We start from the raw sequence: 15,065 nt of genomic DNA, 5'->3' as shown, positions 1-15,065 counted from the left end.
CCGCTTGGTCCGTGGATGGAAGAACCCACTTCCTTAATGCTGGCAGGTTTATTGGGTTTGGCAGCTCTAGACCATCTGCGCGGGCAGCACCCAGCGATCGAACTCTTCAGCGCTGATCTCGCCGAGCACCAGGGCGGCTTCACGCAAACTGAGCTGGTGGTTGTGGGCGTGCTTAGCGATGGCGCAGGCCCGGTCGTAGCCGATCGCCGGGGTGAGGGCAGTGACCAGCATCAGGCTTTGATCCAGCAGGGTTTCGATGCGGCTTTCATTGGCCCTGAGCCCCTCGATGCAGTGCGCGCGGAAGCTGGTGCAGGCCCCGGCCAGCAGCTCGATGCTCTCGAGCACGTTGTGGGCGATCACTGGCTTGAACACGTTCAGCTCGAAGTTGCCCTGGCTGGCGGCCAGCTGCACGGCCGTGTTGTTGCCCATCACCTGCACGGCCACCATGGTCAGGCTCTCGGCCTGGGTGGGATTGACCTTGCCCGGCATGATTGAACTACCCGGTTCGTTTTCCGGAATCACCAGCTCGCCCAGGCCGCAGCGGGGGCCACTGGCCAGCCAGCGGATGTCGTTGGCGATCTTCAGCAGCGAGCCGGCCAGCACGGTGAGGGCCCCGTGGGCTGCGGCCAGGGGCTCGTGGCCGGCCAGGGCCTGAAATTTGTTGGGCGCGCTTGTGAAGGGCAGACCTAGGCGCTCGGCCAGTCGCGCAGACACCGCCTCACCGAAGCCGCTGGGGGCATTAAGCCCGGTGCCCACCGCCGTGCCGCCAATTGCCAGCTGGCGCACCTGGGGCAGGCTGGCGCGGATGGTTTCCAGGGCTAGATCCAGCTGGGCGCCGTAGCCGCCGAATTCCTGGCCCAGACTCAGGGGCACCGCATCCTGCAGGTGGGTGCGGCCGATCTTGATGATCGCGGCAAAGGCCTCGGCCTTTACGGCCAGGGCGGCGCGCAGCGCTTCTACGGCGGGCAGCAGAGTGCGCTCCAGTTCAATTGCCACGGCCACATGCAGGGCGGCGGGAAAGGTGTCGTTGCTGGATTGGCTGAGGTTGACGTGATCGTTGGGGTGCACCGGGCTCTTGCTGCCAAGCACCCCACCGGAGGCTTCGATCGCCCGGTTGGCGATCACCTCGTTGACGTTCATGTTGGTTTGGGTGCCGGAGCCCGTCTGCCACACCTTGAGCGGAAATTCAGCGTCGAGGCGGCCGGAGGCCACCTCCTCGGCAGCGGTCACGATCAGGGCGGCCAGCTCGGGACTGAGCTTGCCCTTGGCCATATTCACCTCAGCGCAGGCGGCCTTGAGCGCTCCGAAGGCATGCACCACCGCCAGGGGCATGGTCTGGCCGAAGGGGAAATATTCGATTGAGCGCTGGGTCTGGGCGCCCCAGTAATGCTGCTCGGGCACCTCGATGGCGCCCATGCTGTCGCTTTCAAGGCGGCCCATCAGCGGCTCACCACCTCGGAATTGAGTTCGTTGAAGCTTTCGGTGGTGCTGGTGGTGCCCCCCTCGGGTAGGGGGATGCCGGTGGCCTGGCTGACGGCGGCGTTGATGGCATCGACGCTCACGGCGCCCTGCTCATCGAAAACAACCTGCCCCTCGCTGTTGAACACCACCACCTGGGGGATCAGGCCCGACCAGTAGTGGGCCGGATCGCTGGGGCCGGTGTCGGCCCGGTTTTGGAGCGGATCGGTAACCAGCGGAATCAGCTCGATGTTGTTGAGCCACACCCGCTGCAGCTCCGAGACCACCGCCGAGAATTGCTTGCTGGCTGCGTCGTCGTCGAGGTAATAGACGACAACGGTGGTGCGGTGGTCGGCGAGGGCCTGGGCAAGGCTGCTGCGCGGCGGAACCAGGGAGCCGTTGCCGGCGTAGAGGGCGTAGATGTTGCCGTCGTAGCTGTTGTTGGTGAGCGAGGCCTGGGCGGGGCGGCTACCTAGGCCCACCAGGCCCGCCGCCAGCAGCAGCCCCAGGGCGGAACTGAGCAGGAGTCGCAGGATGTGCCCAAGGGTTGAGGCCCGTGCCCCGATCCCCTGTTGCCCGTTCTGATTTCGCCCCATGCCGGCTTGCAAGCTCGATTAAAGCCATTGTGGCGGGGCGTCAGCTGCGGCCCACGCCCTTGGCGATGCCGCGTCCCATGCCCTGGGCAATACCCCGGCCCACCAGGCCAATGGCCCGGCCCAGCACCCTGGTGAGCAGCACCACCACCAGATCGCCGAGGCCTCGCAGTAGGCCCTGCACCTGGGGGGCCAGGGCATCACGGCTTTCCAGCGCCAGGGTCACCAGTTGCTGCAGCCAGCCCAGTTGGCGCAGTTCGGCGTCGCGGGGTTCGGTGAGCTCCTGGCAGTCGATGGCGCCATCGCGCAGGCAGTAGAGCCGGCGGCGGCTTTCATAGAGGCTGATTGGCCGCTCCACCCAGCTGCTCCAACGCAGTTGGGCGTTGAGCTGGTTGCGCAGCCGCTCCAGGTTGCGGGTGGCGAGCAGCTCGGGCTGGAGCAGGTAGCGACGCAACTCGGGCCAGCTGGCGCAGCTGGCCAGCAGCTCGGCGCTGACCAGTTCGGCGCTGCGCACCAGCCAGTTGCTCACTAGTAGTTCGAGGTAGAGCACGGCCCGCGGTTCGTCGGCGGCCAGCAGCTGGCCATCCACCAGCAGGGGCTGGGCCCGCACCAGGGAGGCCAGCATCGGTTGGGCCTCGGGCAGCTCCGGGTCGCGGCCCGTCAGATCGCTGCTGCGAAGCAGGCTGTCGGCTACCGGCAGCAGGCTGCCTTCGCAGGGCAGCTGCACGTAGGAATTCACCAGGCTGCGCATGGCCTGCTGGCGCAGCTCGGGCTGCCACTGCTCCCAGCGCTCCTGCAGGGGAGCGGGGTCGGCAAGTAGCCGCTGGCGCAGGCTGTCTAGTTGGCATAGCAGGGCCAGCAGCAGGTCGCGCCGCCGCTCGGGGCTGAGGCCCTCCAAGGCCAGCAGCTGGCCGCTTTGGTTGCTGAGCTCGGCACCACTGCCGGCCTCGAGCCGCTGTCGAATGGTGCGCCAGATGCCGTCGGCACTGCGCTGCTGCAGGGTGATCGCCAGCACGGGCTGCGGGCTGCTGGGGCAGGGATCGGGCGCGCTCCAGGCCACACTCAGCGGCCCCCAAAGCAGCAGCAGCAGCTCGCGGGCTGCCGAGAGTTCGCGCAGGCGGCCCTGCAGCACCAGCAGCTGCACCAAGTTGGTGGGTGGCGGCGTCAGCAGGCGCTTGATGGCAGCTAGGTCGGCGTCGATCTGCTGCAGGCCGCTGATCAGCAGCCACTGGCCCAGGCCGAGGGCCGGGCTGGCTGCTGGGCTGGCTGCTGGGCGGGGGGAGGCGCTGCCTGCCGCCGCTGCCAGCACGCGCCCGCCGGTCAGCAGGGTGGCGAGGGCCGCCAGCAACTCCTGGGGCTCGGGCGATTCGAGGATTCCAGCCGCCGGCAGCTGCAGCAGGGCATCACCGCCTAGACCATGGGCTGCAGGCAGCAGCAGCAGCACGGGAGCTGGCTGCCAGCGCTCCTGCAGGCGCAGCAATTCTTCTGCCAAGCGCCCGCCCTGGAGGTCGCCGCTGCTGGCTTGCCAGATCACCAGTTGGGGCAGCCCGTGCAGTTGCTCTGGCCGCTCAGCGACGCTGTAAAGCCCCGCCTGAGCCTTGAGCAGGCGGGTGAGGCCATCCCGCAGCAGCGGTTCGGCAAACAGCAGCAGCTGCGAACTCACGGGTTTGACGAACTCATGGGTTTGGAGATGGCATGCGCCAAAGGTACCGATGCTGGAGCGGATTCTCCAGTCCTGGGTCGGCGCGAGGATTCAGCTGCGGCGCCGGCCGGTGAGATTCAAGGTGTAAGTCTCGATGGCGAAGCCGGTGCGGCGCTCGATCTGGTCGAGCAACTCGCGCGGCAGCTCGACGTCTAGGTCTTGGATGGCGCCTGATTGCGAGCAGGTGAGGTGGCTGTGGGGATCGCTGCGATAGCCGTAAAGCCGGCCACTGGCCCGGTCGAGGCACTCGATTACGCCAGCGGTCTGCAGGGCTTCAAGGTTTTGATAAACAGACGTGTGACCGATATTGCGGCCCAGGTTGTTGAGCTTTTCAAAAATGTCGCGGGCGCTGAGATGACTCTTTTCAACCCAAAGCAAATCAAGCACCATGCGGCGCTGGCGGCTGAGCCTCATGCCCAAGTCGCGGCAGCGCTGATAGACGTCGTCTACGCAGGGTGAAGGATTGGTAGGGGGAAGGGCGCCGGCGATCACGCGACACGCCTCAAAACAGACTCAGTCTGTTATAGGGCAGGTCGCAAGCGATCCGCTTTTGCGATGGGGGCAGGTTGTCTGTTCAAGCCATAATCGAGTCAGTGGTCGGATCCTGCAGGCGGCCCTCGTCGATGGCCTGCAGGGCTTCAGCTAGATCCACCCGTCCGTCGTAGAGGGCCCGGCCCACGATCACCCCCTCCACCCCTAGGGGCGCCAGGCTCAGCAGCGACAGCAGGTGCTCCAGGTTGCCGATGCCGCCGGAGGCGATCACCGGCACGGCGCTGGCCTCGGCCATGGCCCGCAGGGCTTCGAGGTTGGGGCCCGCCAGGGTGCCGTCTGTGGCGATGTCGGTGCTGATGATTGCGGCGATGCCGCTGGTGCAGAAGCGCTGGGCTAGGGCGGTGGCTTCGGTGCTGCTCTCTTCGATCCAGCCGCGGGTGGCCACCTTGCCGTTTTTGGCGTCGATGCCCACCACGATCCGGCCGGGATGGCGCGATGCCAGCTCATCGACTAATTCGGGTTGCTCAAGAGCCACGGTGCCGAGGATGACCCGATCCAGTCCGAAGCTCAGCAACTCCTCGGCCCGTTCGGCGCTGCGCACCCCACCCCCCAGCTGCACGGGGATGCTGAGGGCGGTGGTGATCGCCTTCACGGCCGCATCGTTGACCGGTTGGCCGCTGCGGGCGCCATCTAGATCCACTAGGTGCAGCCGCCTGGCTCCCTGCTGCTGCCAGCTGAGGGCCTGGGCCACTGGGTCGTCGGAGAAGCGGGTTACCTGGTCGTAGTCGCCCTGGTGCAGCCGCACGCAGTGGCCATCGAGCAGGTCGATGGCGGGAATTATCTGCATGGCTGCTGGAGGCAATTGCTGCCAGCCAGGCTGCCAGAGCTGCCGGTTGCGCAGCTCCCGTAGCGGCACCACCAGCCGAAAGCCCCGCTCCAGCACCGCCTGGAGTTCCACGGCCCGTTCCGCGCCCTGGCCCCGCTCCCCCAGCAGGGAGAAGTGGCGATAGCCGCGGCTGCCGGCGGGCCACGACGTGATGGTGGCGGGCTGGGCGGTGTAGGCCTTGGCCAGACGCATCACTGAAAGGGGCAAACCAGAACCAAAGTGTGGTTCAAGGCGCCGTCTTGGCGGCCAAAATTAGAAACCCCATTTGTGCGCCCTATGGCCCGAGTTCGACAGGCCTCCTTTGCAGGCGGAATCGGCAGTAGGGCCGTCAGGGTTTTCGCCTGCTTAGGCGTCGCTGCAGGAGCGATGTTGATGCCCGTCAGGGCGGAACCGGCGAAAACGGCGCTGCGTTTTGTGCTGGTTCCGAAGGTCAGTCACCCCTGGTTTGAGGAGGTGCGGCTGGGGGCCTTGGCGGCGGCTCGAATGATTACCAGCCAGACCGGCCGGCCGGTGACCGTGGACTACCAGCCCCCGGCCCAGGCCACGGTGGAGCAGCAACAAGCGATCCTCAGCCGGGCCATCAATTCCAAGGCCGATGGAATTTTCATCGATCTGCTCGATGCCAGCCGCCTAACTCCCCTGCTTGTCCGCGCTCGGGCTGAGGGGATTCAGCTGGCGATTTTCGATTCCGAAGCACCGGCCGGCTTGCCGATCACCAGCGTGGGCAACGACTACTGCAAGCAGGCCCAGATTGCCTCTGAGCGCCTGGTGAAGCTGCTGGCAGGTCGCGGTGAAGTGGCAATCATGCAGGGGGTTCCCACGGCGCCAAACCACGCGATCCGATTTCGCTGCCATCAGGAGGTATTCCGCCGCTTTCCCGGCATCCAGGTGGTGGCCACCCCAAGCGATCAGGACTCCATCGCCACCGCTGAGCAGCAGGCTCTAGCGACGATGAAGGCCCATCCGGCCCTGCGGGGCTGGGTGGCCAGCGACGCCAGCGGGCCCATCGGCATCGGCCGTGCCATCGCCAGCCTGGGGGCCCAGGGTCGTGTGCAGGCGGTAGGTATTGATGATCTGCCCGAGCTGGTGGGCCAAATACGCAGCGGTGTGGTGAACTCCAGCGTGGCGACCAAGCCGAGGGCCCAGGGCTACTGGTCGATCTTGTCCCTTTGGCAGCAGACGCTGGCGGCGCCACCGATCGAGCGGATCGACACGGGCATAACGGTGGTGGAGTAAACGCCTCTGCTGTCCGGGGGTTTGAATGACGCCCAGTTTCGCGGCCCCGTGGGCAGCAGCATGAACATCCTGGTGATGGGCGGCACCCGCTTCGTGGGCAAACCGCTGGTGGAGCGGCTGCAGGCTGAAGGCCATGCCCTCACCTTATTTACCCGTGGCAACAAGCCAGCGCCGGCTGGGGTGGAGCACCTGATCGGCGACCGCAGCACTGCTGGGGGGCTGGAGCCGCTGGTGGGTCGCAGTTTTGATGTGATCGTCGATAGCTCGGGCCGCAGCCTTGAGGATTCCCGCGCTGTGATCGAGCGCACCGGGCCTCCGGCCCATCGCTTTGTTTATGTGAGCTCGGCTGGCGTCTATGCCGACAGCGAGCTTTGGCCCCTCGATGAAAACAGCCCCGTTGATCCTGCCAGCCGCCACGCTGGCAAGGCCGAAACCGAAGCCTGGCTGCGCAGCGAGGGCATCGCATTCACCAGCTTCCGGCCCACCTACATCGTGGGGCCGGGCAACTACAACCCTGTGGAGAGCTGGTTTTTTGATCGCATCGTGCATGGCCGGCCCGTGCCCCTACCCGGTGATGGCAGCACGATCACCCAGCTGGGCCATGTGGCAGACCTAGCCGCCGCCATGGCTCGCTGCATCGAGGTGGATGCCGCCGCCAACCGCATCTACAACTGCACCGGCAGCCAGGGCGTCACCTTCCGCGGCTTGGTGCAGGCAGCGGCCCGGGCGGCCGGCAAGGAGCCAGCTTCTGTGGAAATCCGCAGCTTCGATCCCGCTGCTCTCGATAAAAAAGCCCGCAAGGCCTTCCCGCTGCGCCTAGCCCACTTCCTCACCGACACCACCCGGGTGCGGCGTGAACTGGCCTGGGAGCCGGCCTTTGACCTTGAGGCCACCATCGCCGACAGCTACACCAACGACTACGCCCTGCGGACTCCCACCAGCCCTGATTTCTCCGCAGACGAGGCCTTGATCGGCTGAGCTTCTTTGCCGCAGCTGTGAGGCCTATTTCCATAGGCTCCTGCCATGAACTGGACTACCGACTCGATTCCCGATCAGGCCGGACGCTTGGCCCTGATCACCGGCGCCAATAGCGGCCTGGGCCTGGAAACGGCGCGGGCGCTAGTGGCCAAAGGCGCCACCGTGGTGCTCGGCTGCCGCAGCCTGCCCCGGGCAGAGCTTGCCAAGGGTGAATTGTCGGCAGCGGCCGCTAGCGGGGGTGGTGCCGTTGAGCTGCTGGAGCTTGATCTGGCCAGCTTGGCTTGCGTGCGCCGTGCCGCTGCGGAATTGGCCGATCGCTACGGCCGGCTGGATCTGCTGATCAACAACGCCGGACTGATGGCCCTGCCGCGGCAGCTCACCCCCGACGGCTTCGAGATGCAGCTGGGTGTGAACCACCTGGGCCATTTCGCCCTCACCCTGGCCCTGCTGCCGCTGCTATCAGACCGCCCGAATGCACGGGTGGTGAGCGTGACCTCTGGGGCCCAGTATTTCGGCCGCATTGCTTTCGACGACCTACAGGGCGAGCGCCGCTACGACCGCTGGGCTGCCTACGGCCAGAGCAAGCTCGCCAATGTGATGTTTGCCCTAGAGCTGCAGCAGCGGCTGCGCGATCAGGGCCAGGCGGTGTTGTCGCTGGCGGCCCATCCGGGCTTTGCCCGCACCAATCTTCAGCTGGCCTCGGTGGCTGCCAATGGGTCGTGGTTTGAACCCCTGGCCTACCGGCTGATGGGCCCGCTGTTGCAGAGCGCGGCCATGGGAGCGTTACCCCAGTTGTTTGCCGCCACCGCACCCGAAGCCACCCCAGGGGGTCACTACGGACCAAATCAGTTCGGTGGCATGCGGGGCTGGCCCACCGAGGTGCGCATTGCCCCCGCTGCCCTCGATGTCGATCAGCGCCAGCGGCTCTGGCAGCGCAGCGAGGAGCTCACTGCTGGGGCTGCAGCGCCATGAATGTATTGGAGCGCGCTGAATGTCTGCAGGATGCGGGCAGCTCCGGCAATATGAATTTCACGGTGATCGCCGAGTACCGCGGTTGCCTCGAAGCCGATGCGATCCAGGGGGCCCTCGCCTCCCTTCAGCAGCAACACCTGTTGCTGCGCAGCACGCTGGTTTGGGATGGCGACCACTGCCACTTCGCTGAAACCCCGGCCGCCATCGAGATACAGGTGCTGCACTGGCTGGATGATCCCAACGGGAGCCCAGCCCCAGGGGCCTGGAAGCCAGCTGCCATGGCGGCCCTGCGCCAGCGTTTTGGCGGCGGCGGCGAGCCCCTCTGGCGCGTCAGCTGGCTGGCGGGGCGTGAGCGGGGCCAGCTACTGCTCACCTTTCACCATGCGATCGCCGATGGCCTCTCGGCCATGGCTTTGGTGCAGCAGCTGTTTGCCCTACTCGCTGCCGCTGGCGGCGTTGGCAGTCCCGGGCCAGCTGTCGATTGGGATGCCCACACCCCTGAGCTAGGGCAAACCTTTGCAAGCGCAGGCCAGGGGGCTGGCGCGGTGGATTCTTTGCCGGAGCGGCGGGACACCGGCTTGAGCACCAGTTACGTCTTCGAGGAGCTCAGCGCCGAAGCCAGTGCGGCGGTGCTGGCCTGGACTCGCCAGAGGGGTCTGCGCCTTAATGCCACCCTGCACGCTGGTTTCCTGCAGGCGCTGGTGGCAGATGGGTTTCTACCTGCGAAAACCACAGCCACAACCGTGGTGAATTTACGCAGCCTGGCTGAACCGCCCCTGCCCTGGGAGCTGATGCGGCTGCTGCGCGTTTGTGTGGATACATCGGTTGAGGTGGATCCCGATTCAAGCCTCGATCAGCTGGCCAGCGAACTGCATGGGGTGTTGCAGCAGCAGCTGAGCTCCGGCTCGCCCCTGCGGGCCCTAAACACGATTGCTGCGGCGCTTGAGGACGGCCCCACCCCACACCAGCTCTGGCAGCGCAGCTGGCGCCAAGGGGGCTTGATCACCAATCTTGGTCGCGTGCCAGTGCAGGCCCAGCACGGGGAACTGGAGTTGGCGCGGTTGTTCTTTGTGGCCAACGTTGAACCAATCGCCCTGCCGCATCAGCCCCTGGCGGTGCTCGGTGCCCTCAGCTTTCGAGATCAGCTCAGCCTCACCCTGTTTCACATCGAGCAGCAACTTGGCGACGCTCGGGCCACAGCGGTGCTGGCAGATACAAAAAAGCGGCTGGTGGCACTTGGATAAATAAATGGATGCCAGCAAAAGACGCTTTGAGTTAGGGCTTGCGTAGGTAGCCCCAGGCGGAGCTCAGCGCAAGCAGCAGCGACGGCCAGAACAGCCAGAAGCCCGCGCTCTGGAATGCCGCCGCCAGTCCGAAACCCCAGCCGTTGGGCCAGAGCAGCAGCAGCAGGCTGGTGAATTGCAGGATCGTTTTGAGCTTGCCGGCCAAGGAGGCCGGGCCGCCACTGGCTTCAGCGGCGCGCCAGCCAGAGATAAGTAGTTCCCGGGCCAGCAGCAGCCAGATCGCCCACAGGGGCAGGATCCCCTCTGCTCCAAGCCACAGCAGCGGCGCGCTGATCAGGATCTTGTCGGTGAGGGGATCGAGGCGGGCGCCCCACACCGAGCCGCCGCCGGCCCGGCGTGCCAGGGCGCCATCGGCCCAGTCGCTCAGGCCGCCCAGTAGCAGCAGCCACCAGGCCAGGGCTGGTTGGCCCCCCGCCAGGGCAACGATCAGCGGTAGTCCCAGCACGGCCCGGGCCACGGTGAGGCCGTCGGCCAGTTGGCGTATCCGTTGCGTCGCCATGGTGTCTGCCGTGCTCGGCCCCAGAATGGCTCCAGTCGTCTTGTTTGGCCCGTGGTGCAACAGCTGGTTTCTGCCGTGATGTCTGCACCGGTGTTGAGTGTCACAGCGGACAGTCCCCTGCAGGATGCTGTGAAGCTGATGAGCGAGCACCACATCAGCGGTTTGCCGGTGGTGGATGGCAGTGGCGCCCTGGTGGGCGAGCTCAGCGAGCAAGACCTGATGGTGCGCGAGAGCGGCTTCCAGCCCGGCCCCTACGTAATGCTGCTCGATGCGGTGATTTACCTGCGCAATCCGCTCAACTGGGACAAGGAGGTGCACCAGGTGCTCGGCAGCACCGTGGGCGAGGTGATGGGCCAGCATCCCCACAGCTGCAGCGCCGAGCTGCCCCTGCCGGCAGCCGCGGGCCTGCTGCATGAGCGCAGCACCCAACGCCTGTTTGTCCTGGATGGCGAGCACCGCCCGGTGGGTGTGCTCACCCGCGGGGATGTGGTGAGGGCCCTGGCGGCAGCGGGTTAAGGCAGGAGTATCAGCCGATCAGGGCCGGGCCAGCTGCCTTGAGCCCTGAGGCCAAGCAACGATGGCCCCCTCTGCCACCAGCCAGATCCTTTCCCCTGGGGAGCAGGGATGGCCTCCGGTCAAGCGGCCATAGGCGGGCAGGGCTAGCCGCTCACTGGTTTCGCAGTAGCTGAAGCAAGGCAACCGCAGCCGATCGGCACCCCGGCCCACCACCGCCACTGGATGCAGGTGGCCGCAGAGGTTGAGCATGCCCGCCCGCGGCTCTGGAATGTGGCTCAGCCACCAGGGGCCTAGGGCTTGGGATGGCTCCTGCGGCAGTCCCTCGATCCAGCTGCCCTGCTCATGGTTGCCGCCGATTAGGCGCAGCTGGCAGCCCAGCAGTTCCGGTAGCGCTGCCAGCTTGGCCCGGAGTTGGCCGGTGAGCCCTAGGCGGCTGTGGATCAGGTCTCCCAGCACCACCACCTGCTGGGGCTCTAGCTGATGGGCCAACTCCAGCAGCCCATTGAGGGTCTCGCCGTCGCCATCGCTGGGCAGGGGAATGCCGTGGGCCTGGAAGCTTTCCGCCTTGCCCAGGTGCAAATCCGCCACTAATAGGGCCCGGCGCTGGGGGTCCCACGCCGCCTTGGCGCCAAGCAGCTGAAGCGTCTGGCCCCGCCAGTCAAAGCCGACGCTTGCTGCAACAGCGCTTCGGTCTGCGTTCACACCATGCCCTGGGCGCATCGGACGTGGGAGCGTGTGGGGCCATCATCGGTAACGCTGGTGCTACAGGATTGATCCGATCACATCTGGACCCTGGGCGGCCCCATTGGCATTGCTGGTGCGCATGACCAGCTGCTTAGAGAAATAAACCACAGGCGAATTCACCGAAATGGTTGCAGCGGATGAGTCAGAAATGCTTCCTGATTTGACCTCCATTTTTCTGCCGGTTCGTGCCGGTCGCTGTCGCCTTTGGGTTGGGCAACACCTCCCTGCCAGCTCTTCAGCTGCCCTGCCCCTGCTGGTATGTCACGGCGGACCAGGAGTTCCCAGCGACTATCTATTTCCCCTTGGTGGCCAACTGCCACGCCCGGTACTTTTCTTCGACCAACTGGGGTGTGGCCGCAGTGAGCGGCCCAGCCCCGAGGTTGAGGAGTACTCCATCGCGGCCTCCGTGCAGGACCTAGTTGAGGTGGTGGAAGCCATGGCGGCCCAGCGGTTTATTCCCTTGCAGCGGGGCGAGCCGGCCTATCACCTCTACGGCCAGTCGTTTGGCGGCATCCTTGCTTGCGAGGCGCTCGCCTCAAACAGTGGCTTACCTGTGCCGCGCTCGCTCACCCTCTCCAATGTGCCCAGCTCGGTGCCCGTGTTGCTTGAGGAGGTGGCAGCCCTGCTCGCGCATCTCGATGGTGACGGCGCCCGCTTTGATGCGACCCACGTCTGCAGAACGACGCCGCGACCACCGGAGCTGTTGGCTGCCTACGCCCCAGGTCACCCCGGTAACCATTGGCGCGGCGTTGATGTGATTGCGGACTGGTGCGCGACGGAGCCAAGCCTGGGCTGCCTCACCCTGCCAGTGTTGCTGCTCGCGGCGGAACACGACTTCGTCACCCCTCGCTCGATGGAGGGCTGGCAACACCTGGCCCAGCAACGGCTGGAGATTATCCCCGGAGCGGCCCATCACGCGCTGCTGGAGAGGCCCGAGGTCTACGGAGCCTGCCTGGAGCGCTTCCTGCAGGAGCACGAAAGCGCTAGAGGTCCAATGGAGGGCATGGAGTAATTGTCAGGGCTTGATCTGGTGAGAAATACCGAGCACACCCAGCACTTGACCTTTCTTGCCAATACAGGTTGTTTTCAGCGTCTCAACGTAAACCTTGTTCCCCTTGGGATAGACCAACCATTAATTGTTTCGGATGGGTTTACCACCGGTCAGGATTAGTGGGATGGCTACTGAACCGTTCCGTACAAACTCGCCCCAGATCGACTGCAATGGGCTTCGCCAGATATCAGTATTATTTGGTTTTACGTAGCCGGAAAGGGGCCTGAGAGGGGCTGCTGGATACGGGAATGTGCTCCTGGAAGTAATAAATGTAGTTCTCGCGGTAGGCTATCCCCTTATTCTCCAAATACCAGCGGGCATGCGGGCGCCGCTGTCGTAGAGCTTCAAGGTCAAGGCTTCGGGAGTGGCGTTGAACCGATCATGGAGTTACTAAGCGCCATGCCGGCGCTGCCAGCGGCGGCGCTCCTCATTTTTGCTGGGCTGGGCGCTGTCATTGGAGCGTCCGCGCAGGAGGAAGGCCTCGATCGAGCCGTGTCCCTTGAGGGCTACGTTGCCGCGGATGTCGCAGCGGAAGCGCGGCGGCAGTAATCGCTGGGTTTCGATCGAAAGCTGAATTTCACCAGGGATACCTGTCGACTCCATGCGACTAGCAACATTGACGCTGTCGCCCCAGAGGTCGTAGGCGTATTTGCGATGGCCGATGACACCGGCCACCACCGGTCCGGTGTGGATGCCGATGCGGATATCCATCGACACGCCTTCCTCTATTACTACCTGCCTGTGAGTCGCCAGCATGTCTAGGGCTAGGTCGGCGATCCGTTCGGCATGGTCCTCTGTCGCGAGCGGTACACCAGCTGCAGCCATGTAGGAATCGCCAATTGTTTTGATCTTCTCAACCCCTCGCTGATCGCAAAGCTCATCGAAGCAGCGGAAGATATGGTCGATCAGAGACACAACTCGGTGAGCATCCATATGGCTTGCTATTTCTGTGAAACCCACCATGTCGCTGAATAGGATGGTGGCTGAGGGGTGGTAGTCGTAGATCGTTCCCTCCTCTCCCTTAATCCGTTCGACAATCACATCGGGAAGCATGTTATGGAGAAGCGCTTCGGCCTTAGCCTTTTCGCTTTTGAGGGCTTCAAATAATTCGTCGCGACTCAGTTCGGTGAAGATATGGCCGATTAGTTGTATCTGATCTTCAGTTGGCTTCCGCCATAGCTCGATTGGGATGACGTAGTCGTGTCGATTAGAAATATTTTGGCTGCTTACGCCGATGGTCTCGCGCACAATCACTTGCTGGAGATGAGGTGGCAGGGGGTAATCGACGCCGTCTGCAACTAGGCGCACCAGCAATTTGGCAGTTTCGGCAGGGGATCTTTCTGGGTATTGCAGATAGAGCTCGATCGCCGCATCTGCTTGCCAGTGCAAAAACCAGCGCAAGGCATCTGAAATAAGCGCTAAGCAGGGAATTAGCTGGGTTTCCCGTGCTTCTAGCAGTCCAAGGATGCGCAGCATCTTGTGGCGAGTTTCCTCCAGTGAAGTAGCCTCTTGCATATCCACTCGACCCAGCGAGATCAGGCTTGACATCCCATCACCAATACGCTGGCATCATCACTGCGCAGGGCCTGACTCATCAATAGATCTGCCAGCGCGGCGATTGGCAGCTTGGGATCTGTGTTTTGACGTAGCTGACGCACTTGAGATTCACGCAGCCCGTCTGAAAACTGCACCACTGTATCGCCCCTGTTTAGGGGAAAGTGCTGCACCATCGGCGTGGGGAAGCGATCACCAAGCTGCCCATCTCGACTTACTCCGGTCCATCCCCGCGGCTTGAATTGCAGTATGCGAGTGTTGCCGATGCCGCTGAACCACATCTCCCAGCGTTGGGTATCAATTAAGGAGAGGCCGATGGCTGCCCCTCGGCTGCCGCAGGCGAGTTGATGGGCCGTGCGCAGCAGCTCGCTTAACCACTGCTCAGCCGGACAGGCTGGGGCCAGGTTTGTTTCTGTGGCATCAATGGTGGAGAGTTCAGCGGCCAACTGCTCGAAACGCTGCTGCATCCCCTCCACTACGGCATGAGCCACCGCGTGGGCCCCTGGACCATGGCCACAGCCATCCACTACTGCCAGCAGCCATAGATGAGCATGGTTCGTTGTCAATATTTGGTCGCCACTGACGCGTTCCGGGTAGCAAGCCCGGATGCGCTGCTCAAAATTCAGTACGCAAGGGCTATTGCCAGCTTGGGGTCGAAGGTCGATGGTCTGCTCTCGATGGCTTGCAGGTGGCAGGGAAGCCGAGCTGTTGGTATGTGTTTTTGTTATTTGTACGGCTGGCAGACGTATCCAGCGCAGCGCCCGCACCTCTGTGCCTTTGCCTGGGCTGCTGACGATTGCCAAGTCATCACTCATGCGCTTAACCGCTGGCAATCCCAGACCGAGGCTGTTGCCTGTACTGAAATGATCTTCAAGGGCACGATCTAGGTCTGGTATGCCCGGACCCTTATCTATTGCTTCGATCAGGATTCCAATGCGGAGGCCATCTTCCACCTCGCTGATGCGAATGATTCCCTGTTCTCCGTATTTGAGGATATTGGTGCCAAGTTCGGCGATCACGGTGCCGAGGCTGCTGCGATCCAGGCTGCTAAGGCTTGGGTAGTAATCCTTTCGCTGCATA

Annotated in this window: 15 protein-coding genes and 1 pseudogene; 6 read left to right on the top strand and 10 right to left on the bottom strand. The window is 64.2% G+C overall.

Annotated features, from left to right (window positions below; genetic code table 11):
• Positions 1-66: 66 nt before the first annotated feature.
• The 6 genes and pseudogenes from fumC to KBY73_RS06885 form a co-directional block, all read right to left on the bottom strand.
• Positions 67-1,440 (bottom strand): class II fumarate hydratase, encoded by a 1,374-nt coding sequence (fumC, locus tag KBY73_RS06910; RefSeq protein WP_254936357.1) that lies wholly within the window; start codon positions 1,438-1,440, stop codon positions 67-69.
• Positions 1,440-2,054, bottom strand: coding sequence for a thylakoid membrane photosystem I accumulation factor (locus tag KBY73_RS06905; protein WP_254936356.1), 615 nt, complete (start codon positions 2,052-2,054; stop codon positions 1,440-1,442). The genes fumC and KBY73_RS06905 overlap by 1 nt, the downstream gene beginning before the upstream one ends.
• A gap of 40 nt (positions 2,055-2,094) precedes the next feature.
• The gene (locus KBY73_RS06900) at positions 2,095-3,714 is read right to left on the bottom strand and encodes a DUF3685 domain-containing protein (RefSeq protein WP_254936355.1); all 1,620 of its coding nucleotides are present in this window, start codon (positions 3,712-3,714) and stop codon (positions 2,095-2,097) included.
• 90 nt (positions 3,715-3,804) lie between these two features.
• A complete protein-coding gene (locus tag KBY73_RS06895) occupies positions 3,805-4,167 on the bottom strand; it encodes a transcriptional repressor (protein ID WP_106501595.1) in 363 nt (120 codons plus the stop codon).
• 160 nt (positions 4,168-4,327) lie between these two features.
• Entirely contained in the window at positions 4,328-5,092 is a 765-nt protein-coding gene (hisA, locus tag KBY73_RS06890) for a 1-(5-phosphoribosyl)-5-[(5-phosphoribosylamino)methylideneamino]imidazole-4-carboxamide isomerase (protein WP_254936648.1), read from the bottom strand.
• Positions 5,093-5,122: 30 nt separating this feature from the next.
• Positions 5,123-5,323, bottom strand: a pseudogene (locus KBY73_RS06885) (TIGR02450 family Trp-rich protein); the annotation flags it as partial.
• Positions 5,324-5,545: 222 nt separating this feature from the next.
• Between KBY73_RS06885 and KBY73_RS06880 the strand changes: the two are divergent.
• Genes KBY73_RS06880 through KBY73_RS06865 form a run of 4 tightly spaced genes read left to right on the top strand, consistent with a single transcriptional unit; the run spans position 5,546 to position 9,561 of the window.
• Positions 5,546-6,367, top strand: coding sequence for a substrate-binding domain-containing protein (locus tag KBY73_RS06880; protein WP_254936354.1), 822 nt, complete (start codon positions 5,546-5,548; stop codon positions 6,365-6,367).
• 60 nt (positions 6,368-6,427) lie between these two features.
• The gene (locus KBY73_RS06875) at positions 6,428-7,345 is read left to right on the top strand and encodes an NAD-dependent epimerase/dehydratase family protein (protein ID WP_254929579.1); all 918 of its coding nucleotides are present in this window, start codon (positions 6,428-6,430) and stop codon (positions 7,343-7,345) included.
• Between the two features lie 45 nt (positions 7,346-7,390).
• Positions 7,391-8,317 (top strand): oxidoreductase, encoded by a 927-nt coding sequence (locus KBY73_RS06870; protein WP_254936353.1) that lies wholly within the window; start codon positions 7,391-7,393, stop codon positions 8,315-8,317.
• A complete protein-coding gene (locus KBY73_RS06865) occupies positions 8,314-9,561 on the top strand; it encodes a phthiocerol/phthiodiolone dimycocerosyl transferase family protein (protein WP_254936352.1) in 1,248 nt (415 codons plus the stop codon). Before KBY73_RS06870 ends, KBY73_RS06865 begins: the two co-directional genes overlap by 4 nt.
• Positions 9,562-9,592: 31 nt before the next feature.
• Here KBY73_RS06865 and KBY73_RS06860 read toward each other — a convergent pair whose 3' ends face one another.
• Positions 9,593-10,120, bottom strand: a complete 528-nt coding sequence (locus tag KBY73_RS06860) for a CDP-alcohol phosphatidyltransferase family protein (RefSeq protein WP_254936351.1) — start codon at positions 10,118-10,120, stop codon at positions 9,593-9,595.
• Positions 10,121-10,198: 78 nt separating this feature from the next.
• Between KBY73_RS06860 and KBY73_RS06855 the strand changes: the two genes are divergently transcribed.
• Positions 10,199-10,636, top strand: a complete 438-nt coding sequence (locus KBY73_RS06855) for a CBS domain-containing protein (protein ID WP_254936647.1) — start codon at positions 10,199-10,201, stop codon at positions 10,634-10,636.
• Between the two features lie 18 nt (positions 10,637-10,654).
• Here KBY73_RS06855 and pdeM read toward each other — a convergent pair whose 3' ends face one another.
• Entirely contained in the window at positions 10,655-11,356 is a 702-nt protein-coding gene (pdeM, locus tag KBY73_RS06850) for a ligase-associated DNA damage response endonuclease PdeM (RefSeq protein WP_396096739.1), read from the bottom strand.
• A 172-nt stretch (positions 11,357-11,528) separates the two neighbouring features.
• Here pdeM and KBY73_RS06845 point away from each other — a divergent pair, with 172 nt between their 5' ends.
• A complete protein-coding gene (locus tag KBY73_RS06845) occupies positions 11,529-12,392 on the top strand; it encodes an alpha/beta fold hydrolase (RefSeq protein ID WP_254936349.1) in 864 nt (287 codons plus the stop codon).
• 429 nt (positions 12,393-12,821) lie between these two features.
• Here the strand turns inward: KBY73_RS06845 and KBY73_RS06840 are convergent, their stop codons facing one another.
• Positions 12,822-13,979 (bottom strand): adenylate/guanylate cyclase domain-containing protein, encoded by a 1,158-nt coding sequence (locus KBY73_RS06840; protein WP_254936348.1) that lies wholly within the window; start codon positions 13,977-13,979, stop codon positions 12,822-12,824.
• A complete protein-coding gene (locus tag KBY73_RS06835; protein WP_254936347.1) occupies positions 13,967-15,064 on the bottom strand; it encodes an ATP-binding SpoIIE family protein phosphatase in 1,098 nt (365 codons plus the stop codon). Before KBY73_RS06835 ends, KBY73_RS06840 begins: the two co-directional genes overlap by 13 nt.
• Between the last annotated feature and the right edge of the window lies 1 nt (position 15,065).

Source organism: Cyanobium sp. Tous-M-B4 (assembly GCF_024345395.1).
Lineage (GTDB): Bacteria > Cyanobacteriota > Cyanobacteriia > PCC-6307 > Cyanobiaceae > Cyanobium_A.
The sequence above is the reverse complement of the archived record's forward strand: the minus strand, read 5'-3'. Positions and strand labels throughout refer to the sequence as shown.